A 19,209-nucleotide genomic window follows, 5' to 3' on the forward strand; every position below is an offset into this window, starting at 1 on the left:
CTTTAGGTTTAGATTAAATCAATAATCTTCTCAAAGCATGCAGGGCTCATTAAATCGCTGGCACTCATAGGGCGAGCAAAATAGTAACCCTGAAGTTTATAGCAACCTATGTTTGTTAAAAAGTCTAGTTGTTCCCGCGTCTCTACCCCTTCAGCAATACAATATAACTCTAAGTTTTCAGCAAGCGAGTAAATAGTTTTAATAATCGACTCGTCACCTTTGTCTATGCCAATACTATTAACAAAGCTTTGGTCAATTTTTATTACATTAATTGGAAATTGACTCAAATAAGTGAGTGATGAATAGCCAGTACCAAAATCATCAAGAAATAGTTTAAATCCTGCAGCTTGAAGACTTTTAAGTTGTTTTGCTGCTTTGTACTTATCTTCTAACAGCGTGTTTTCTGTGATTTCTAGGCGTATTTGCTGTGGTTTAATACTGGCTTTCTCAAGTATAGCGCTCAGTCGCTCGGTTATATTGGCCTTTAAAATATGCTTTGGTGATACATTTAACGAAATATAAAACAGTGGGTTTACGCTAAGGATAGGCTCAAGCTCTGTGATTGCACGTTGCAATGCTTGCTCAGTAAGCATATCAATTAGGCCAGTTTCTTCTGCCACCGGTATAAATAAAGCCGGAGAGATAAGTTTTCCTTGGTTTTCCCAACGCATCAATAACTCAACACCACTTATTGTTTTATCTTTTGTATTAACCACGGGTTGGTAATGATTAAATAATTGGTTATCTTTTGCGGCATCTTTTAAGTCATTTTCAAGAATAAGTTTTTGTTTAATTTGCTCATTCATTTTTTCATTAAAAAACTGAAATCCATTCCGACCTGCTTGTTTTGCATGCATCATAGCGATATCTGCATTACGGATCAAAGCATCAGTTGAGCATGCATCATGGGGATATAAGGCAATACCAATACTGGCAGATATATTAATAGAAAAGTCTTCAATAATAACTTTGCTTGCGAGCTCATTACTCATTTCGTTAAGTGTGTGCTGCAGAGAAGACATAGAAGTAATGTTCTCGATTAAGACTAAAAACTCATCACCACTTTGGCGTCCAAAAGTCGCGTGGTCACCTAGGTATAAGGCAACTCGTTCAGTAATGTTACACAGTAACTTGTCGCCTACTGCATGCCCAAACGAATCATTCACAGGTTTGAATTTATCTAAATCTATAAATATAACCGCACATTGTAAGTCGTTTTTAGCGGCCTTTGTAATGGCATTTTCAATTTTTTGATTCATTAAGCTGCGATTAGGTAGCCCAGTTAACGCATCATAGTTGGCCAAATAACGTAACTCATTTTCAGCACGTTTTTGTTCGGTTAAGTCTGTAATTACAATTACATAATAACCAACTTTACCTTCTTCATTAGCGACTGCAGTGGCACTTATATGAATAGGGTGTTGCTGTGCTTTTGTAGTATTAACATAGGCATTTGTTCGCCAATTTTCTTTGGGTTGCAATGCCTTTAACGTGGTTGCAAATTCTTTGCATTTAGTTTGCCCAATCGCTTTTAAAAATAGCTCAGTAGTAACAGCTCCCTCTTCACCATCATCAGAGAATACCTCCATAAAGCTATTATTAGCTGAGAAAGGTACAAGGTTTTCATCTAGAATAAGTAAAAAGTCATTGATTTGGCTAAACGCTTCGCCAAGTATTTTTGCTTGCTGTTCGTTTGCTAACTGCTCGGTAATATTAGTAAAAATACCAGATACATATTCAGGCTTTTTGCTATCTTGATTATAAATAATTTGCCCAAGGTCATGAAACCATAACCAATGACCATCTTTGTGGCGTAATCGGTAAGTTGCTTGCCAGTCTTGTGGTTGAGTTTGTTTTATAAATGCATCCCACTTGCTTTGTATTCTGCGGCGTTCATCAGGATGCATAATATTAAAAAATCTGCTTATATCAATACGTTTCGATAAATTCTCGTAACCTAATTCCGTTCCTCTGGCGGTATTAACAGTATTGTCTATAAAACTGTAGTTCCAAACGCCACTCTTGTTACTCTTTAATGCTAATTCAGTTTGAGTTTTAGAGTGAATAGCTGCACGGTGGGCGCGTTCAATCGCCATTTTACGGCTACGGTATTGCCAAAAAAATAAAAACAGAATTATGGTCACTGCGAGGAAATAGCATGCGTAGGCAATAGGAGACTGCCAAGGAGCATATGCAACACTAAACTTAAGCACTACGGGCTCGCTGGTAATAACCCCATTTCGTTGTTGTGTGGACACTGATAGCTCATAGTCACCTGGTTGTAATTTAGTAAAAAACACCTGATTAGATTTTAAGTCGTTATAACTTAAAGATGACGGACCATTCAGCTCTACTTTGTAGTAGGTTTTACCTATATTGTTATAATCAAAATTAGAAAATCTAACCGTCAACCCCATATCATCATGCTTTAGTTTTAACGGTTCATTACGGTATTTGTCAGGCGAGTAGTTGAGCGTCTCTGAAAACAAATTAATATTTGTGATCGCTAATTTACTTTGGGTGTTTTTTTGGCCACTTTTAAATTGATAAGGGTCAAACTGCAGTACACCGCTACGATTTCCAAACACGAGCTCATTATTTTGTAATTTTAGTGCAGCAATTGCAGTAAAGTGGTTGTTGCTTAAACCGTCTTTTATTGTATAGGTGGTTATGTTTAACGTATTTAAATTAAGTCGATATAGCCCATTATCGGAACTAACCCATAAAAAATCATTATCATCAGCAATAAGTTCGAAAATAGAGTTAGTGTTTAATGAATTGTTTTTATCAAAAGTATGAACTTGCTCGTAAGTTTTAGTGTTAACGGCAATTAAGCCCTCTTGTGTGGTTGCTAACCAAAGTAATTCACGTTTTGAATCTAAGTAATAGTTTTCTACTGTATGAAAAAGATTATTTTTTGCTGTTTTAGATTTAAAAATTGTAGTTAAAGTGCCGGTTGCTTCATTATATCGATAAAGCGAGTCAGATGTACTTAATAGCAATTCATCGGGGTAAGCTTTTGATGGGGTATGAAATGCGTATGCCTGTAAAGGAGATACTTGCTCTTTTAGACCTTTTATAACTCTATTTTCACCAGAGTAACCGTCAAAAATATAGAAGTTATCATTATTAATATAAGCAAATGTATTGGGTGCTACCTGCGCAAGGCCAAATAAATAGTCAGTGTTTAGATTATGCTCGGTAATAAATTTGTTTTGTTCAAATGCGCCTGTTTCTTTGTTAAAAAGCTCAAGCCCAAAAAAGTCACTAACCAAAGGTAGTTGTTGCCTATACTTTTGGCAGAGTAAATATCTCCGATAGCAGATAAACCATAAGCAGCTTTATTATCTTTAGATTGTAAAAATAAATCACTCGTTTTTGTTTTTGAGTTATAACGAACAAGCCCGTCGTCAGTGCCTATCCAGAGCAGTTGCGGTGTATCTTGATATATAACATTTACAATATTATTTTCAGGTAGGGTGATTTTTTTGAATTTCTTTGTTTGTGCGGCCCATGTTAATACACCATGAGTTCTTGAACTAAGCCACAACAAACCAGATTCATCAAACATAATATCGTTGATTGTGTTTTCAGTAATGTTGTAGCTACTATCTTTAAAATTTAAAATATGAGTGAGCTCCGAGGTTGCTCTGTCAAACTCAAATAAACCACTTTCTGTAGCAATAAATTCGCCATAGGGTGTGTTTACATAATCCCAAATATTATAATCACTAATAAGTGTTGATAATGCTGCAGGATCTATATGTTTATTTTCATCAAAAGCAATCCGATACATTCCTTCAACCGTACCAACCAACAATCCAAGTTTCTCGTCTATAGACAGAAATTTTACGTTGTTACCATCATTAGTAACTTTTTTCGTGTCGTTAAGTTTTATTTGTTGGCGTTCGCTACTTTCGGAGTTATAAGCGTATAGGCCCTGATCTGAACCAATATATAAGGTGTTTTGGTAAAGTGACAACGCACGGATAAACATATTTTCATTGGGCAAAGATATGACAAGAGATAACTTATTTGTTTTTTTATCAAACTGGTATACGTGTGAATCAATAGAAAAATAAAAATGTGTAAGTTGCTCAGCAACTGCGACAACCGGAGAGTATTTTTCTTGGTCTTGGTTTAAGTGACCTGAGTATATTTGTTCAGCATTTAATGTGTTTGGGTCAATTAAATAACTTCCAGCAAGTTGTGTGCTAACTAATAATTTACCGTTATTAGCTTTGTAGATATTCACTATATAATTATTTTTTAAACCTGTAGGGCTTTCGTAGAGGGTAACCTGGTAACCGTCGAACCGAAACAGGCCTTGTGAAGTGGCTACCCACACATAACCAATATCATCTTGTACAGATTTTACTACAAAGCTTTGCGAAAGTTGTTCATTGATAGAAATATGTTGTAGTTGTTCAGAGTAAGTTTGTGAAGCAAAGCTCTGTTGCATCCAAACTAATAAAAATATGTAAACAACGAAGAAAAACTTACTCAAAAGCACTTACCCTTTTTGGCCGACAAGGTTGGTATTTAGTATTGGTGTAATATAGCATGAGTTTAATTCAAAAATTACAAAAAGCACCATGGGTGTGAATTAATTGTTGCTTTTTTGTGGGTGTTAAAAGTCAGTTTAGCAAAAGTCAAAGGACTCCATATGAATTTTAGAGAAAATATCAACTCAGAGCACAGCGTGCTTTTAGTCATCGATTTGCAAAGCAAACTGGCACCGGCCATCGCTTCATTTAATACGACTCTAGAGTGTGCTTTACAACTTGCAAATGCAAGTGCTATTCATCAAATTCCTTCAATAATTACAGAGCATTATAAAAAAGGGCTAGGTGAAAGTGATGAGAAAATAAAGCAAGCTTTACCTAGCGCGCAGTATATTGAAAAATTAAGCTTTAGTGCCTGTGCTGAAGAAGGTTTCTTAGATACTATTTCGCTATTGCAGCGCCCTCATGTAGTAGTTATTGGTACAGAGGCGCATGTTTGTGTATTACAAACTTGTTTAGATTTATTACAACATGGTTATGCAGTGACTGTTGCTACAGATGCAATAGCCTCAAGAAATGCAGAGCACAAAGCCATTGCCGTTGAGCAGCTTCGTCAAGCAGGAGCAGTAATATCATGTGCTGAAACAATAATATTCCAATGGACAAAAAAAGCAGGGACGTCTACTTTTAAACAAATACTATCAATTGTTAAGTAGCGCACTAAAAAAATTTTAAATCAACCTAATTGATAATGTTCGGCTTGATTTAAAATAAAAAATTGCCAGTTGTTAAGGGCTATACTAACAACCAGCGTGTTTAATTTATTACAAAATTAATTAAGGTTTTTATGTCTAGTGTGAGTCGGTTGTTTACAATCATATTCTGTTTTTTGTTTGTCGAGTCTATTGGTATCGGCCTTTATTTCGATACACTAACAGAGGCGTTTTTGGTCGGCTTGCCCTTGTGCTTGCTTCCTATTTGGTTATTAAAAACCCAACCCGAAAGTAAAGTTACACCTCATGTTGTCGCTGCTGCAATCATGATGTTTTCATTTTTGCATATTCAGCAAGCGTATGGCCTTATTGAGGTCCATTTCGAAATATTTATTTTCTTAGCCATGCTGATAATGTTTGTTGAATGGCGAGTTTTTATTACGGCTATTGTGTTTGTGGCAATTCATCATTTATCTTTTTACTACCTGCAGACTCAAAATACTGGGTTTTATGTTTTCGACCCTGATCGTTTAGCTTTTTCAACTGTTCTTATTCATGCAGCCTATGCCATTGTTGAAGCGTTTGTTGCTGGCTTTATTGCAGTGACATTAAAGCGTGAACGCCAAGCTGGTTTGTCGTTAAGTCATACCACAGAGCAAATAATGCAAGACCCAAATCAAATAAAACTTTCAATGCGAGCAGATGATACAGATAGCAGTGCCGTGGTAGGTTTTAACACGCTACTAGAATACTTATCGGACGTGATAAAACAGGTGCAAACGCAATCTGATTCATTAAAAAATAACTCCCAAGAGTTAATAAATGTTCATGATGAGCTGGCAGACAGTGCTAAGCACCGAAATACACAAACTGATGATATAGCTAATTCAGGTTCACAAGTTGCTCATGGTTTTAAATTGGTCGAGCAAGAAAGCGATATTTTAAAGCAGCAAGTGAGCAATATTACCGACTCTGCCCATGTTGCTTTACAAGAAGTGTTACAAACAGACAGTAAGAGTAAAGAGTTGCTCACGTTATTAACTAATACCGAAGAGCAATTAAGTCATTTAGTGGCTGCTGGAGATGTAATTACAAGCTTATTGAATGAGATATCAGGTATAGCTGATCAAACTAATTTGCTAGCGTTAAATGCCGCAATTGAAGCTGCTAGAGCCGGTGAACATGGTCGTGGTTTTGCTGTAGTTGCAGATGAGGTTCGTTCTTTAGCGAATAACAGCCAGAAAACAACAGCTAAAATAGCATCTACATTAACAGATTTAGTGGATAACAGCCGTACTTCAACACAATCTATGAATCAGTGTGTTGAGTTTGTTGTAGATCTTACGAAAATTAGTGCCACCATGAAAGAGAATATCTCGTCAATGAGCGAGCAAATACAGGCCGTATCCACAAGTTCTGACTCAGTTGCGCAAGTAGTTGCTGAACAGGCTGGCAATACTGAGCAGATTGCAACAAGCACAGATCAAATGCGTCAACGCCAACATGAAGACGGAAAAATTGTTGATCAACTTACCGCTAAGGTACAAATGATTGATGTCAGTATCGATGTATTAGAGCAAAGTATTGCAAAATTTAACTAATAAGCGCTACTTTATTTTTGCATTGATTGGTGTGTGGTTTGTGGTTGTGGTGTCGGGCTTAGTGTATTTTCAACTTGGTCAATTAAAGCCTTTTGATGAGAATAAAATGCTTGAGCGCCATAACTGGTTTTCGCAATTTAAAGAACGCGTTGTTTGGCAGAACAAAGATAGTGCGCAACTACTTATTATCACTGAAGATAATTGTGGCTGTACCATACAAGCTAAACCGCACTTATCAGCCTTACAGCGCTTTGCGAAAAATCAGGGCGTTGAGGTACAAACATTTAAACTCAATAGCCAACTAAAGTCAGTGGTTCCGGCAACGCCAGCCGCAGTTTTAATTGATAAAAATGGTGAGTTTGTTTATGCAGGCCCTTTATCAGAAGGGTTGGCTTGTTCACAAGGTAGCGGGTTTGTAGAGACCGTGATAAGTAATTTACAGGCTGGTTTTAACTCATCTTTGTTAATTGCCAACACAAAAGGGTGCTATTGTATTAACCGAGCATAAAAGAGGCTCATTCTATTCTATGATGGCTACTTATACTTTTTTGAAACGCTTACTTACTTACTTTAGGTAAGCGTTTTTTGTTGTAGGTTACTTAATCACACCATGGTTATTAAGCCATAAACACCTAGTAATACAAATACAGTGGCGGCAATAGCTCTTACTGTATTTAACGGGATCCGTTTTAGTAATGCCTTACCAGCATAAATAACAGGTACATTTGCGATCATCATACCAAGAGTTGTACCAATTGTTACCCACAAAACGGATTGATATTGTGCACCCAATAATACAGTCGCTATTTGAGTTTTGTCGCCAATTTCAGCGATAAAAAATAAAATTAAAGCCATTAAAAATGCCCCATAACGATCGTACTTGTGGCTAACGTCTTCGTCTTTATCGGGAATAAGCAGCCATAAGCCAACAACAATAAAGCTTATATTGACTACCCAAGGTAAGTATTCAACAGCAAAATTACTACTTAACCAATCACCAAACCACGCAGATAAACCATGATTGATTATAGTAGCGGCAAGAATACCTAAAATAAGCGCTATTTTATTATGAAAACGTGCCGCAAGTAATAGCGATAGAAGTTGAGTTTTATCGCCAATTTCGGCAAGGGCAACAGTGACGGTAGAGGTTAAAAAAATATCCATTAATATAATCTTCAGGCGGGAATACTAAACCAAGGCAAACAGCTATCTCCCGCCATGAGGATAGTGTCTACCTAGGTCTCGCCGATAACGCTTGCTACAACATTACAAACTTACCATGCACATAAGGTGCAATTATGTTGATAAGTTTACTCATTACTGAGCGGGCTACTCCCCTAAGAGGAAGGCGATTATTCCACAAAGTTTAAAGCAGGTAAATATATGCGGGTAACTTTTAAATTTAATAGGTTGCTTTGTGACGTTAGTGCACAAATAAACTTGCTTTGAGCTATAAAGTTAGCTGTAATAATAAACAGATGGAAGTTGAGCAATTTGAAATTATATACACGTGTAAAGGAATTAAAATATGCAAGCAACAATTGTTAAATCAACAATGGCAACCATTCAAAATGGAGTTATGAAAGCCGACGGAAAGTTTTGGATCACGCAAACTGACTTAAATTTTGAACCTTTTAATGAAAAGTTGGGGTTAGAACAATGCACAATTTCCCGCGATACAATTTTAAAAGTGGTTGAATGTAAAGGCAAGGGCGCAGGCCTTGTGCCAATAACAGCTGATGCGATAGAGGTTTTCACGCAAGATGGTAGCTCATATCAGTTTATACTCTCAAACCCCAGTGATTGGATAAGTATATTGTCTAATCAAACTAGCGCTTAAAGTAACCAAGTTGCCATCATTTAATAATTTTAAATGATGGCATATAAGGTTTTTATTTAAAGTATAAGCGCTAACATGCCCCAAAATGAAAGCACCTAAACTTTAAATACATTGACTTTTCCTTGTAGCATTGCCGCAAGCTGTGCGAGCTCTTGCGATGCTTGAGCATTTTGTTGCGAGCTTTCGCTAACCGAAGTAATACTCGCGCTAAACTCATTAATATTGCTGCTTAGCTCATTTGCGACCATTTTTTGCTCTTGAGTTGCGGTTGATATTTGAGTATTCATATCTGCAATTTCGGTGACTTCTTGGTTAATTTCGCTGAGCACCTGTGAAGAATAATTAGCGTGGTCAACACTTTCTTTGGCACTGCTTTCAGCGTTACTCATAGCACTAACTGCTTGCTGAGCCATACCTTGTAGTTTTGTAATCATTTCATTAATACTAGCGGTTGCTTTTTGAGTGTTGTGGGCAAGTTGCCTTACTTCATCGGCTACAACGGCAAATCCACGACCAGAGTCTCCAGCTCTTGCTGCTTCAATGGCTGCATTTAAAGCTAACAAGTTTGTTTGCTCAGCCACACCTTGAATCATCATCACAACTTGGTTTATATCATTGGTTTGTGTATTTAGATCTGTAATAAGCTGCGTATTTGTATTAACCAAAGTTGAAAGCGTATTTATTGACTCGATATTATCAGCAACAGCTTGCTGCCCTTGACCTGCTTTTATGTCGGCATTTGTAGCTTTGTCAGAGGTTACTTGAGCGTTTTGAGCAACTTGCTCTATTGCACTACTCATTTGGGTAATTGCAGTTGCAATCATGGCTGATTGTTGCTCTTGCTGGGTTGCTGTACTGGCTACTTGAATACTAATAGAGTTCATTTCTTCAGCTGCCGAAGCAAGTGTTAGTGTTGCTCCTGCCATATCTTTTACTAAATCTTGGATCCGAAGTAACATATCATTAAAGTTAGATGCGGTATCTGCAATTTCGTCTTTACCCTGAACCTTAGCACGAGCTGTTAAATCGGCATTGGTTGCAATATTCGTTATGGTATCGCGTAATGACATTAATGGATTTTGTATCGAGCAGTAAATAAAGTAGGCAACAATCAGTAATAGTAAAATTAATATTGCGATCGTGGCACTCATTATTAACTTTATTAATTTATAATTTTCATCAGCTTTGACTCTAAAGTCACTCGCTTCTTTAAGTTGTAAATCAATTAAAGCCTGGTAACTGGCACTAAGCGGATCAAATAATTGGTAAAGCTCATAAACAAATTTATTTTGTGGTAGTGATGAAAACTCACCATTATTAATGCTTACAATCAAATTATTCAAATGCATAAGCACAGGCTTTAGTTTCTTTTCAACGTTATCCACCAAGCGCTTTTCTTCAGCTGTTAGCTTTGTGCTCAAGTAAGCTTTCCATTCTTTATCAGCTGTATTTCTAGCATCATTAATATTTGCTAAGAGTTTTGGTTTGGTAATGGAGTCAGCACGATACTTGTGAAGTAAATCAACAATATTTACAGCGTAATTATCTGACACATGTTTAATTTGCTTAAGTGGTACGACACGGTCGTCGTATAAACTATCAATCCCTGCTACTAACCTTCCCATTGTGTTTATTGAAAAAAATGATGTAATTAAAAAAATCATAATTGGTAGCAATGCAAGCACGGCTAAACGGTTACGCACAGAATAATTGTTTAACATAGTTATCCAAAATTACAGCAATAATAAAAAAGTATAATATGGATAAAAAATTTTACTGAATTTTACAGTAAATTATTCAAGTTTAAAAATTATTATGTGTTTTAAGCTAATAACGCTTGCTTCATCTAAAAAGTTTTTTCTAGTAAAATTCCATCAATTTTTTATTATCTTTACTGCAGTTAGGGAAAGGTAAGCTTGCCATTGTTTGCAAGACGCCAAGCAAGTTATGTTTTGATTGAAGTTCCGCTTAGCGTTGTGAGTTAAACCATTCTATGCAACACACAGCTTAAATCGCTCCGCAGGTGTTTCGTATTCTAGTATTTTTCGCGGCCTCTCATTAAATTGGATAGCAACTTGGTTTAATTTTATCTGAGAACGCTCATTTAAGTTAGTGCTTTTAGGAAAGTATCGCCCTAATAACTTATTTGTATTTTGATTGGAACCTCGTTGCCAAGATGATTGAGGATCGCATGGCTTCGCCACTTATTCGACCTACGTCAAAAGGTAGATTGGTTAAGCTGAAGGCGCCACCCAACAGAGTTTCTAAGCATCAATTTAATGATGGAAAACTTACCCAAAAAAGGCGTTCATTAAACTTTAATGAAAAAAATGATTTAGCACAGACTGACAGTATCGTTCAAACAATATTCCTATTAATTTCTTTTTCAATAATTACTATTGCAACCGTTATATAATAAATTTATTATATAACTAAATTGTTATGGGGTGGTTATGAAAGTTCTATTTTTATGCACTGAAAACTCGGCTAGATCTATCATGGCCGAGGCGTTGTTAAAACATCATGGTAAAGGTGAGTACGAGGTTTACAGCGCTGGTACTGAGCCAAATAATGTGGACAGCCGAACGCTGTCAGCTATTGAACACTTTGGGTTGCGTACCGATGGTTTATGCTCAAAACACCTTGATGAAGTTAGCAATATCCATTTTGATTTTGTTATTACCCTGTGTGATAAAGCGGCAAAAGAGTGCGATAGCCGAGTTAATGGCACTAATTGCCTTGCGTGGGATTTTCCTGAACCTCGTTCCCGCAAAGAAGCCAATCCGTTTGAAAAAACACTACAAGAGCTAAATGAACGGCTCAAAATGTTTTTGCTAACAAAAGAAAAGCAAAAACTAGCGCCAATCACACCAACTACTTTTTACAAAGCGCTAGCTGATGATATTCGTTTGAAAAGTCTATTAATTATTGCTGTTGAGGGTGAAGCATGTGTTTGTGAGCTAATGACTGCTTTGAGTGAAGAGAGCCAACCTAAAGTTTCTCGTCACTTAGCACAACTTAGAAAAACGGGCATTTTATCCGATAGAAAACACCAGCAATGGGTTTTTTATTCGATCAATCCAACACTACCAGAGTGGATGAAGCAAACTATTACATCTACGGTAGTGAATGATCCCATTTTCATTGAACAAGAGCTAGCCAGATTAAATGCGATGGGTGATCGTCCCACGCGTGTAGCAAGCTGCTGTAACTAGGGAGTATTATTATGGGAATTTTTGAACGCTATTTATCTGTTTGGGTCGCTATATCAATTGCTGCTGGTGTCTCATTAGGGGTTATTTACCCGCCGCTTTTTGAAGCAATCGCAGAGCTCGAAGTGGCACATGTTAATATCGTCGTTGCCATCTTCATTTGGGTAATGATCTACCCCATGATGGTACAAATAGATTTCTCAACAATTAAAGAGGTGGGTAAAAATCCACAAGGACTGGTGTTAACTTTAGTGATTAACTGGCTTATCAAACCATTTTCTATGGCTGCATTGGGTTGGCTTTTCTTTGAAGGATTGTTTGCCGATTTTGTTTCACCAGAAACTGCGCAAGAATATATCGCAGGAATGATTTTACTTGGCGTAGCGCCATGTACGGCAATGGTATTTGTCTGGTCACAACTTACTAAAGGCGATGCAAACTATACCTTGGTTCAGGTATCGGTTAACGACATTATCATGATTTTTGCATTCGCCCCACTTGCTGGATTACTGCTGGGGGTATCGGATATTCATGTGCCTTGGGGAACTTTGTTTACCTCGGTTGTGTTGTACGTATTACTGCCTTTAATTGCAGGGATATTGACGAGAAAGCACTTAAATGCCTCAGGTCGTGATGAAACAACTATCACAACCTTGTTAGAAAAGTTAAAACCATTTTCTGTCATTGGTTTATTAGCCACAGTTATGCTGTTGTTCGGCTTTCAAGCTAACACTATTTTAGACCAACCACTCAATATTTTGCTAATCGCGATTCCGCTGGTTATTCAAACGTATGGCATTTTCATCATTGCCTATTTTATTGCGCTAAAAATCAAGCTTAAACATAACATTGCAGCTTCATCGTGCTTAATTGGTACATCAAATTTCTTTGAGTTGGCTGTAGCTGTAGCGATTTCTCTTTTTGGCTTGCATTCAGGTGCAGCGCTAGCAACCGTGGTTGGTGTACTTGTAGAGGTGCCTGTGATGCTATCTCTCGTAGCGATTGTAAACAGAACAAAACATTGGTTTAACGAATAATTAAGAGGATTCTTATGCAAATGCACCCTTATGACAAACTGACACTTGATAATGGCGCTAGTTTTATATTTACGCCATGCCCAGGAACGAAAGAGGTTGATTTAACAACATCGGTAAAGCAACTAAAAGATGCGGGAGCACAAGCGATTGTTACTCTGATGTATGACGCAGAAATAAAGAAAAACGAGGCCGAAACACTTCCTCAAGTTTGTAACGAACAAGGCATAAAATGGTTTCAGTTACCTATTTTAGACGATGATGCGCCTAATAATGACTTTGCAACGGCGTTCAAATCTCACCTTGATGACGTGTTAGCTATTTTGCGTAATCAGGGCACGATAGCTGTGCACTGTAAAGGCGGTTCAGGTCGCACGGGCTTAGTGATTGGCATACTGATGTATGAGTTAGGTTACAACAAGACAAGCATTATTAACCAAGTACAGAAAGTACGCCCCAAGGCGCTTTCTAATCCTGTGCAACTTTCATTTTTTAATGAATATCAAAAAGTAGGAGTTTAACCATGACAATTAAAATTGGTATTAACGGTTTTGGCCGCATGGGCCGATTAACGCTTAGAGCAGCCTTTGGTTGGCAAAATATTGAGTTTGTGCAAATCAACGATCCTGCTGGCAACGCAGAAACACTGGCACACCTATTAAAATACGATTCAGTGCATGGCACTTGGTCACATGATGTATCTAATGATGACAATAATGTGATAATCAACGGTCAAGCTATTCGGGTCACTCAAAATCAAGCAATTAACGATACGGATTGGTCTGAATGTGATGTCGTCATTGAAGCATCAGGTAAAATGAAAAAAACCGATCTGCTGCAAGCCTACTTAGATCAAGGTGTTAAGAAGGTGGTGGTCACTGCACCAGTGAAAGAAGAAGGCGTACTCAATGTGGTGATGGGGGTTAACGACCACCTTTATAATGCTGAACAACACTCAATCGTAACGGCAGCGTCTTGCACCACAAATTGCTTAGCACCAGTGATAAAAGTATTACAGGATAAAATCGGCATCAAACACGGCTCGATGACGACTATCCATGATATTACCAATACTCAAACCATTTTAGATGCTCCGCACAAAGATTTACGCAGAGCGCGTGCCTGTGGCATGAGCCTAATCCCTACCACTACGGGCTCTGCAACGGCTATTACCCATATTTTCCCTGAATTAAAAGGCAAACTAAATGGTCACGCCGTTCGTGTACCACTGGCAAATGCATCAATAACTGATTGTGTATTTGAAGTTGAGCGTCCAACAACGGAAGCTGAAATTAATGCTTGGATGAAAGAAGCGGCTGAAGGCGAGTTAAAAGGTATTTTGGGCTATGAAGAAAAGCCGCTAGTATCTATCGATTATAAAACTGACCCGCGTTCTAGCATTATCGATGCGCTATCAACAATGGTCGTCAACACCACTCAGGTGAAGCTGTATACATGGTATGACAACGAGTGGGGATACGCCAATAGAACAGCTGAGCTTACTCTTAAAGTTGGTCTATCAATAAAAGGGTAATGTGACACTATGAACCGCTTGGCATCATTATCAGACGATATTAAACAATACCTCGTGGTCACAGGCAACTATTGGGCATTTACCTTAACGGATGGCGCACTACGTATGTTAGTAGTGCTTCATTTCCATGCGTTAGGTTATAGCCCGCTTAGTATTGCTATGTTGTTTTTGTTTTATGAAATCTTTGGCGTTGTAACCAACTTGGTTGGCGGCTTCTTAGGTGCTCGTTTAGGGCTAAATAAAACCATGAACATTGGTTTGGCTATTCAAATTGTTGCCTTGCTCATGCTAGCTGTTCCCCCTGAATGGCTAACAGTTGTATATGTGATGATTGCCCAAGCGCTTTCTGGTATTGCCAAAGACTTAAATAAAATGAGCGCTAAAAGTGCTATCAAGTCGTTGGTTACCGATGGGCAAGAAGGCACACTTTTCAAATGGGTAGCTATATTAACAGGCTCCAAAAATGCATTAAAAGGCGTTGGCTTTTTCTTGGGTGGTTTACTGTTAACCTTATTATCGTTTAAAGGTGCAATGCTGTTGATGACGGGTGGTTTAGTACTTGTATGGTGTTACAGCCTTTACGCTTTAAAAAGTGATTTAGGAAAAGCGAAGAGCAAACCTAAGTTCACCGATATATTCTCAAAAAGTCGTTCAATTAACCTTTTGTCGGCTGCACGACTATTCTTGTTTGGTGCACGTGATGTCTGGTTTGTGATTGCACTGCCCGTATTTTTATCGCAAGCCTTTAATTGGGATCATTGGACGGTAGGCGGCTTCTTGGCACTATGGGTGATTGGCTACGGTTTCGTACAATCTATCGCACCTAAGGTAATGAATCTCAAAGAAGGGTTTTCGCCTGCTATAGAAACAACCAAATGGGCGAGTTCACTGGCACTGGTTACATTAGGTATCGCTTTATCCCTGTATTATAATTGGCAAGTAAAAACAGTGCTCATTGCTGGTTTAATGTTGTTTGGTGTACTGTTCGCCATTAATTCATCGCTACACAGTTATTTAATTGTTAGCATGGCAGATGCCGACGGTGTTTCTCTTGATGTTGGCTTTTACTATATGGCTAATGCGATGGGGCGTTTGATTGGTACAGTATTGTCAGGCTGGATTTTTCAGCTATATGGGTTAGCGGCTTGTTTAGCGATATCGTTTGTATTTATTACACTGGCTGGGCTTTTCTCAACAAAGTTACCAACAACAGCAACTAAATAAGCATATAGCGGATTTAATAACTATCCTATGACACTCATCCGTCAGGGATAGTTAACTACCCTATGATGGTAATAAGCTTTTAGCTTAATGGTTGCATTGTGGCACATAACTATTGCCTTTCTATATGAGTGAACGTATAAGTCAGCTCAAAGACACCTATAAAGTATTTACCCTAAAGCGTTTTTGGGTAGAAACGAGTTATACCTGAATGACTGCAATTAGCGCTTTTAAGATGTTCAGTGACGTGCGAGTATTGATTTATAAAACTTTATTTTAAAGTTTTATAAATCTTAGTAATAGCATTAGCTTAGGTAACTTGTTAAAACCATATAAAGTAGATAAATTAACGTGGCATCGATAGAAATAGGCACGATGAGGGCATTATTAAATAGTTAGGTATAACAAGGAAAAACAGGGATGAGCATTGAATTAACAATTAAATACTCTGATTCAGAATATAAATCAGCTATTAAAGAAAAATTGGCAGTTATGCCAAACATAAACCTTCATACATATCTACCGACTGGAATATTAATTTTATTTGGTTTAGTTCTTTTCTATTTCAAGGTCGTTTTTTCTTGGTGGGGCATTAGTCTAATTGTGCTCACCTCAATTTATGCTATACCGTGTTTATTTGGGAGTATTCTTATGCCGCCAATAGCTCTTGCGTTTGCTAAAAAGAGAAAGCTACAAGACACTTACCACTTCACAATTAATGAAGAACAAATTGAAAGAAGCTCCAGACAAAGTACACTTAGAATAAAGTGGGAAGAGCTGACCTCAGTAGATTTTTTTCCACAGAATATATTCTTTAACTTGAAAAAAGGCTCTATGGTAATCCCGAACTCAAGACTAACGGATTCACAATTAGAAGAACTGAAATTGTATGCGGCACTTACTTAAAAAGAATTAAGGTTACAACGGTCAGCAGATGGCACTTTTATGAAGTTCAGCTACGAGCGATAAGCAGTCAGTCGAGTTTCTTTGTTTGACGTGAAGTTTTATCCATATGACTATTAGCTTATTGGCGTTTTTTTCAATCCATTCTTAAAATTTATTTTTGTTGTTATTTTCGAGTAGTTTTCGTTTAATAATATGATATTTTTTAAAGATAACTACTGGCGAATCTTCATCCCTTTAGTGAAAGCTAATGCCGGACCACATATAAGGAAATAGGTATAAAATGGACACTACAATACGAAAAGCTGAATCAACTGATATCGCTGCAATAAAAATGTTGTGGCAGTTTTATCAATACCATCAAAGTATATTTGACTTAGAAGATATTGGTTTAGATGGTTGCTATGATATTGATGAAGAGTATTTAGAATGTGTAGTTCGTGGTGAGGAAGACTGCATTATTTATCTTGTACTCGTTTCTAACCAAATTGCTGGTTTTGCTACCGTAGAACCAACTGAGATCGTCGGCAAAGAAATACCTGAGTTGGCTGATATTTTTATTCTACCCAAATACCGAAAACAAGGCATTGCCAAATTTGTTATTCAAAATTTGATGCCTGTTGAAACAAATCAGTGGCATGTAGCAGTCCACTTAAACGATAGTTTAGCGTTAAAATTTTGGAATAGTTTGTTTGCTAAATTAAATGTTATGCGTGTTGATAAAGTTGACCCTCCTGAAACAGAAGGCTACCACGAGTTTGTTATCACGAATGCCTAACAAGAGGCTGTGGTGGGCGTTACCAATGTCTGCTCATGGCACTCAGCGATAGTCGGTATAGAGTGGTTTAACTTACAGTACAAAGCAGTTATATATAGCTAACGTGGTGAATTAGGTTGTTTCTGGTAAATTTATCATTTTTCGGATGGCGTGGCTCCGCCACTTATCCGACCTGCGTCAAAATGTAGGTTGGTTAAGCCGAAGGCGCCACCCAACAGACTTAATATAATTCATTTTAATCATTCAACTATTTACCTAAATCTAAATCTACTTAAATTCAAGGCGAAACTTTAGCTAATAAATCTCAGTTTAAGTGCCATACCTCGAATGAAATTCAAACAATTCTCAAGCTGCCGCGAATTCTCAATTTAAGTGGCGTTGGCCACACAAAAAATAAAATTTAATTTTTGATCAAAAACCAATTGATAACTATTTTCGTTTAGATTAATATAAACCCACTAAATGAAATTAAGAGTTGTTTGTATTCATGTATGTTTGTCTTTGTCACGGTGTGACCGATAAAAAAATTGAGCAAACCATCGACGATGGTGCTACTACCATGCGCGAGCTAACTAAAGAGCTTAAAGTGGGCAGCCAATGCGGTAAGTGTTGTTGCTGTACTAAAAAGATCCTCAATCGTAAACTGATTCAAATTGCAGATATAACCGATCAAGTGGCTTAATAGTAATTTACAAAAGTAGACCCTATCTAAACGAATTGGTTTAACATTTAAAAATTAAACATAAAAAAAGCAGCCTTAGCTGCTTTTTTTGTATTTATAACTTTAATTTACAGTTGCGATTGTAAGTAGTTTTCAAGCCCAGTATTTTTGATCAGTAGTTGCTGTGTTTCTAGCCAATCAATTTGCTCTTCTTGCTCATTTAAAATGTTATCGAGCGCTTCACGGCTAATGTAATCTTTTTTACTTTCAGCTAGTTTAATCGCAGCACGTAGCTCATCTACTGTATCAAGTTCAAAGCTCATGTTAGCGGCAATCATTTCTTCGCTGTTTTCACCAATGCGTAAGCGTCCTAAATCTTGAAGGTTAGGCAGGCCTTCTAAAAATAAAATACGCTCAATTAAACGATCGGCGTTTTTCATTTTTTGTATCGATACTTTGTAATCAGCTTTGTCTAGTTTACTAAAGCCAAAATCTTTAAACATGCGTGCATGTAAAAAGTATTGGTTAATACCCACAAGCTCATTAGCAAGTACTTTATTTAGCGCTGCAATAACGTCTTTATCGCCTTTCATAATATAAGTCCTTATTCGCCCATTTGAGCTTGGTGATAGTTTTGAGTGCCAATTTTATCAATCAGACCCAGTTGTTGCTCTAACCAGTAAACGTGATCTTCTTCGGTATCAAATAATAGCTTTTCTAAAATTTCACGAGATTGATAATCTTGCTGTTGTTCACAGATAGCAATAACCTCTTTAACACACTCAACCACTTCAAGTTCTAAGGTTAAGTCGTTTTGCATCATGCTTTTTACATCGTCACCAATTAACAGATCACGACGTTTAGTCATGTTTGGTACGCCTTCTAAAAAAGAATACGCTTGATTAGCCAATCAGCGTGATCTTTTTCTTCTTCCATTTCATGGTTAAGACGCTCATAAAGTTTGTTTAAGCCCCAATCGTCGTACATACGAGAATGAATAAAATACTGGTCAATAGCAGCTAATTCGTTAGCTAACAATGTATTGAAGGCGTCGATTACTTTTTGATTACCTTTCATAGCGCTTATCCTAAAAATTCTAATTGTGGCTAGTCTAGTATATAGGCACAGAATTGCAAGTAATTTACTTATAAATCATATGGTTAATATTGAGTTTGATTCTCGTTTAAGTTTGCATTGCTGGTTAATA

Annotated in this window: 15 protein-coding genes and 3 pseudogenes; 12 read left to right on the top strand and 6 right to left on the bottom strand. The window is 37.3% G+C overall.

The annotated features are described in order from the left end of the window. Window positions 1-8: 8 nt before the first annotated feature. Window positions 9-4,507 (bottom strand): annotated as a pseudogene (locus tag AB8618_RS19085) (EAL domain-containing protein). 159 nt (window positions 4,508-4,666) lie between these two features. Here AB8618_RS19085 and AB8618_RS19090 point away from each other — a divergent pair. From AB8618_RS19090 to AB8618_RS19100, 3 genes are all read left to right on the top strand, one after another. Then, window positions 4,667-5,221: an isochorismatase family protein gene (locus AB8618_RS19090; RefSeq protein WP_409425764.1), complete on the top strand. Its 555-nt coding sequence runs from the start codon at window positions 4,667-4,669 to the stop codon at window positions 5,219-5,221. 131 nt (window positions 5,222-5,352) lie between these two features. Next, entirely contained in the window at window positions 5,353-6,819 is a 1,467-nt protein-coding gene (locus AB8618_RS19095; protein WP_413403052.1) for a methyl-accepting chemotaxis protein, read from the top strand. Continuing rightward, window positions 6,803-7,327 carry a DUF6436 domain-containing protein gene (locus AB8618_RS19100; RefSeq protein WP_409425766.1) on the top strand — a complete coding sequence of 175 codons (525 nt, stop codon included), beginning with the start codon at window positions 6,803-6,805 and terminating at the stop codon, window positions 7,325-7,327. The genes AB8618_RS19095 and AB8618_RS19100 overlap by 17 nt, the downstream gene beginning before the upstream one ends. A gap of 95 nt (window positions 7,328-7,422) precedes the next feature. Here AB8618_RS19100 and AB8618_RS19105 read toward each other — a convergent pair whose 3' ends face one another. Continuing rightward, on the bottom strand, window positions 7,423-7,983 hold the full coding sequence (locus AB8618_RS19105) for a TMEM165/GDT1 family protein (RefSeq protein WP_413403054.1): 561 nt from the start codon (window positions 7,981-7,983) through the stop codon (window positions 7,423-7,425). Window positions 7,984-8,347: 364 nt separating this feature from the next. On the opposite strand from AB8618_RS19105, the gene AB8618_RS19110 reads away from it, so the two are divergent. Continuing rightward, window positions 8,348-8,659: a hypothetical protein gene (locus tag AB8618_RS19110; protein WP_409425768.1), complete on the top strand. Its 312-nt coding sequence runs from the start codon at window positions 8,348-8,350 to the stop codon at window positions 8,657-8,659. A 95-nt stretch (window positions 8,660-8,754) separates the two neighbouring features. Here the strand turns inward: AB8618_RS19110 and AB8618_RS19115 are convergent, their stop codons facing one another. After that, window positions 8,755-10,380, bottom strand: a complete 1,626-nt coding sequence (locus AB8618_RS19115) for a methyl-accepting chemotaxis protein (RefSeq protein ID WP_409425769.1) — start codon at window positions 10,378-10,380, stop codon at window positions 8,755-8,757. A 270-nt stretch (window positions 10,381-10,650) separates the two neighbouring features. Beyond that, window positions 10,651-10,851, bottom strand: a pseudogene (locus tag AB8618_RS19120) (transposase); the annotation flags it as partial. Between the two features lie 261 nt (window positions 10,852-11,112). On the opposite strand from AB8618_RS19120, the gene AB8618_RS19125 reads away from it, so the two are divergent. The 8 genes from AB8618_RS19125 to AB8618_RS19160 all read left to right on the top strand — a co-directional run bounded on the left by AB8618_RS19125 (window position 11,113) and on the right by AB8618_RS19160 (window position 18,023). Next, complete coding sequence (locus tag AB8618_RS19125) at window positions 11,113-11,874, top strand: metalloregulator ArsR/SmtB family transcription factor (RefSeq protein WP_409425770.1); 762 nt, start codon at window positions 11,113-11,115, stop codon at window positions 11,872-11,874. An 11-nt stretch (window positions 11,875-11,885) separates the two neighbouring features. Next, a complete protein-coding gene (arsB, locus tag AB8618_RS19130) occupies window positions 11,886-12,908 on the top strand; it encodes an ACR3 family arsenite efflux transporter (RefSeq protein WP_409425771.1) in 1,023 nt (340 codons plus the stop codon). Between the two features lie 14 nt (window positions 12,909-12,922). Then, complete coding sequence (locus tag AB8618_RS19135) at window positions 12,923-13,426, top strand: dual specificity protein phosphatase family protein (RefSeq protein WP_178957375.1); 504 nt, start codon at window positions 12,923-12,925, stop codon at window positions 13,424-13,426. Window positions 13,427-13,428: 2 nt separating this feature from the next. Further along, complete coding sequence (locus tag AB8618_RS19140) at window positions 13,429-14,439, top strand: ArsJ-associated glyceraldehyde-3-phosphate dehydrogenase (protein WP_409425772.1); 1,011 nt, start codon at window positions 13,429-13,431, stop codon at window positions 14,437-14,439. Window positions 14,440-14,448: 9 nt separating this feature from the next. Next, window positions 14,449-15,663 (top strand): organoarsenical effux MFS transporter ArsJ, encoded by a 1,215-nt coding sequence (arsJ, locus tag AB8618_RS19145; protein ID WP_409425773.1) that lies wholly within the window; start codon window positions 14,449-14,451, stop codon window positions 15,661-15,663. Between the two features lie 417 nt (window positions 15,664-16,080). Beyond that, window positions 16,081-16,566 (top strand): YcxB family protein, encoded by a 486-nt coding sequence (locus tag AB8618_RS19150; protein WP_409425774.1) that lies wholly within the window; start codon window positions 16,081-16,083, stop codon window positions 16,564-16,566. Window positions 16,567-16,846: 280 nt separating this feature from the next. Then, window positions 16,847-17,341: a GNAT family N-acetyltransferase gene (locus tag AB8618_RS19155; RefSeq protein WP_409425775.1), complete on the top strand. Its 495-nt coding sequence runs from the start codon at window positions 16,847-16,849 to the stop codon at window positions 17,339-17,341. Between the two features lie 487 nt (window positions 17,342-17,828). Next, entirely contained in the window at window positions 17,829-18,023 is a 195-nt protein-coding gene (locus AB8618_RS19160; protein ID WP_010389142.1) for a (2Fe-2S)-binding protein, read from the top strand. Window positions 18,024-18,130: 107 nt separating this feature from the next. Here AB8618_RS19160 and bfr (AB8618_RS19165) read toward each other — a convergent pair whose 3' ends face one another. Together bfr (AB8618_RS19165) and bfr (AB8618_RS19170) are read right to left on the bottom strand one after the other, a co-directional pair. Continuing rightward, on the bottom strand, window positions 18,131-18,595 hold the full coding sequence (gene bfr / locus AB8618_RS19165; RefSeq protein ID WP_008112262.1) for a bacterioferritin: 465 nt from the start codon (window positions 18,593-18,595) through the stop codon (window positions 18,131-18,133). An 11-nt stretch (window positions 18,596-18,606) separates the two neighbouring features. Beyond that, window positions 18,607-19,079, bottom strand: a pseudogene (bfr, locus tag AB8618_RS19170) (bacterioferritin). Between the last annotated feature and the right edge of the window lie 130 nt (window positions 19,080-19,209).

It is taken from the genome of Pseudoalteromonas sp. RW-H-Ap-1 (genome assembly GCF_048318575.1).
Lineage (GTDB): Bacteria > Pseudomonadota > Gammaproteobacteria > Enterobacterales > Alteromonadaceae > Pseudoalteromonas.

Coding starts and splice junctions, on each gene's coding strand:
- AB8618_RS19090 (WP_409425764.1), top strand. CDS start 4,667: ATGAATTTTAGAGAAAATATCAACTCAGAGCACAGCGTGCTTTTAGTC.
- AB8618_RS19095 (WP_413403052.1), top strand. CDS start 5,353: ATGTCTAGTGTGAGTCGGTTGTTTACAATCATATTCTGTTTTTTGTTT.
- AB8618_RS19105 (WP_413403054.1), bottom strand. CDS start 7,983: ATGGATATTTTTTTAACCTCTACCGTCACTGTTGCCCTTGCCGAAATT.
- AB8618_RS19110 (WP_409425768.1), top strand. CDS start 8,348: ATGCAAGCAACAATTGTTAAATCAACAATGGCAACCATTCAAAATGGA.
- AB8618_RS19115 (WP_409425769.1), bottom strand. CDS start 10,380: ATGTTAAACAATTATTCTGTGCGTAACCGTTTAGCCGTGCTTGCATTG.
- AB8618_RS19125 (WP_409425770.1), top strand. CDS start 11,113: ATGAAAGTTCTATTTTTATGCACTGAAAACTCGGCTAGATCTATCATG.
- arsB (WP_409425771.1), top strand. CDS start 11,886: ATGGGAATTTTTGAACGCTATTTATCTGTTTGGGTCGCTATATCAATT.
- AB8618_RS19135 (WP_178957375.1), top strand. CDS start 12,923: ATGCAAATGCACCCTTATGACAAACTGACACTTGATAATGGCGCTAGT.
- AB8618_RS19140 (WP_409425772.1), top strand. CDS start 13,429: ATGACAATTAAAATTGGTATTAACGGTTTTGGCCGCATGGGCCGATTA.
- arsJ (WP_409425773.1), top strand. CDS start 14,449: ATGAACCGCTTGGCATCATTATCAGACGATATTAAACAATACCTCGTG.
- AB8618_RS19150 (WP_409425774.1), top strand. CDS start 16,081: ATGAGCATTGAATTAACAATTAAATACTCTGATTCAGAATATAAATCA.
- AB8618_RS19155 (WP_409425775.1), top strand. CDS start 16,847: ATGGACACTACAATACGAAAAGCTGAATCAACTGATATCGCTGCAATA.
- AB8618_RS19160 (WP_010389142.1), top strand. CDS start 17,829: ATGTATGTTTGTCTTTGTCACGGTGTGACCGATAAAAAAATTGAGCAA.
- bfr (WP_008112262.1), bottom strand. CDS start 18,595: ATGAAAGGCGATAAAGACGTTATTGCAGCGCTAAATAAAGTACTTGCT.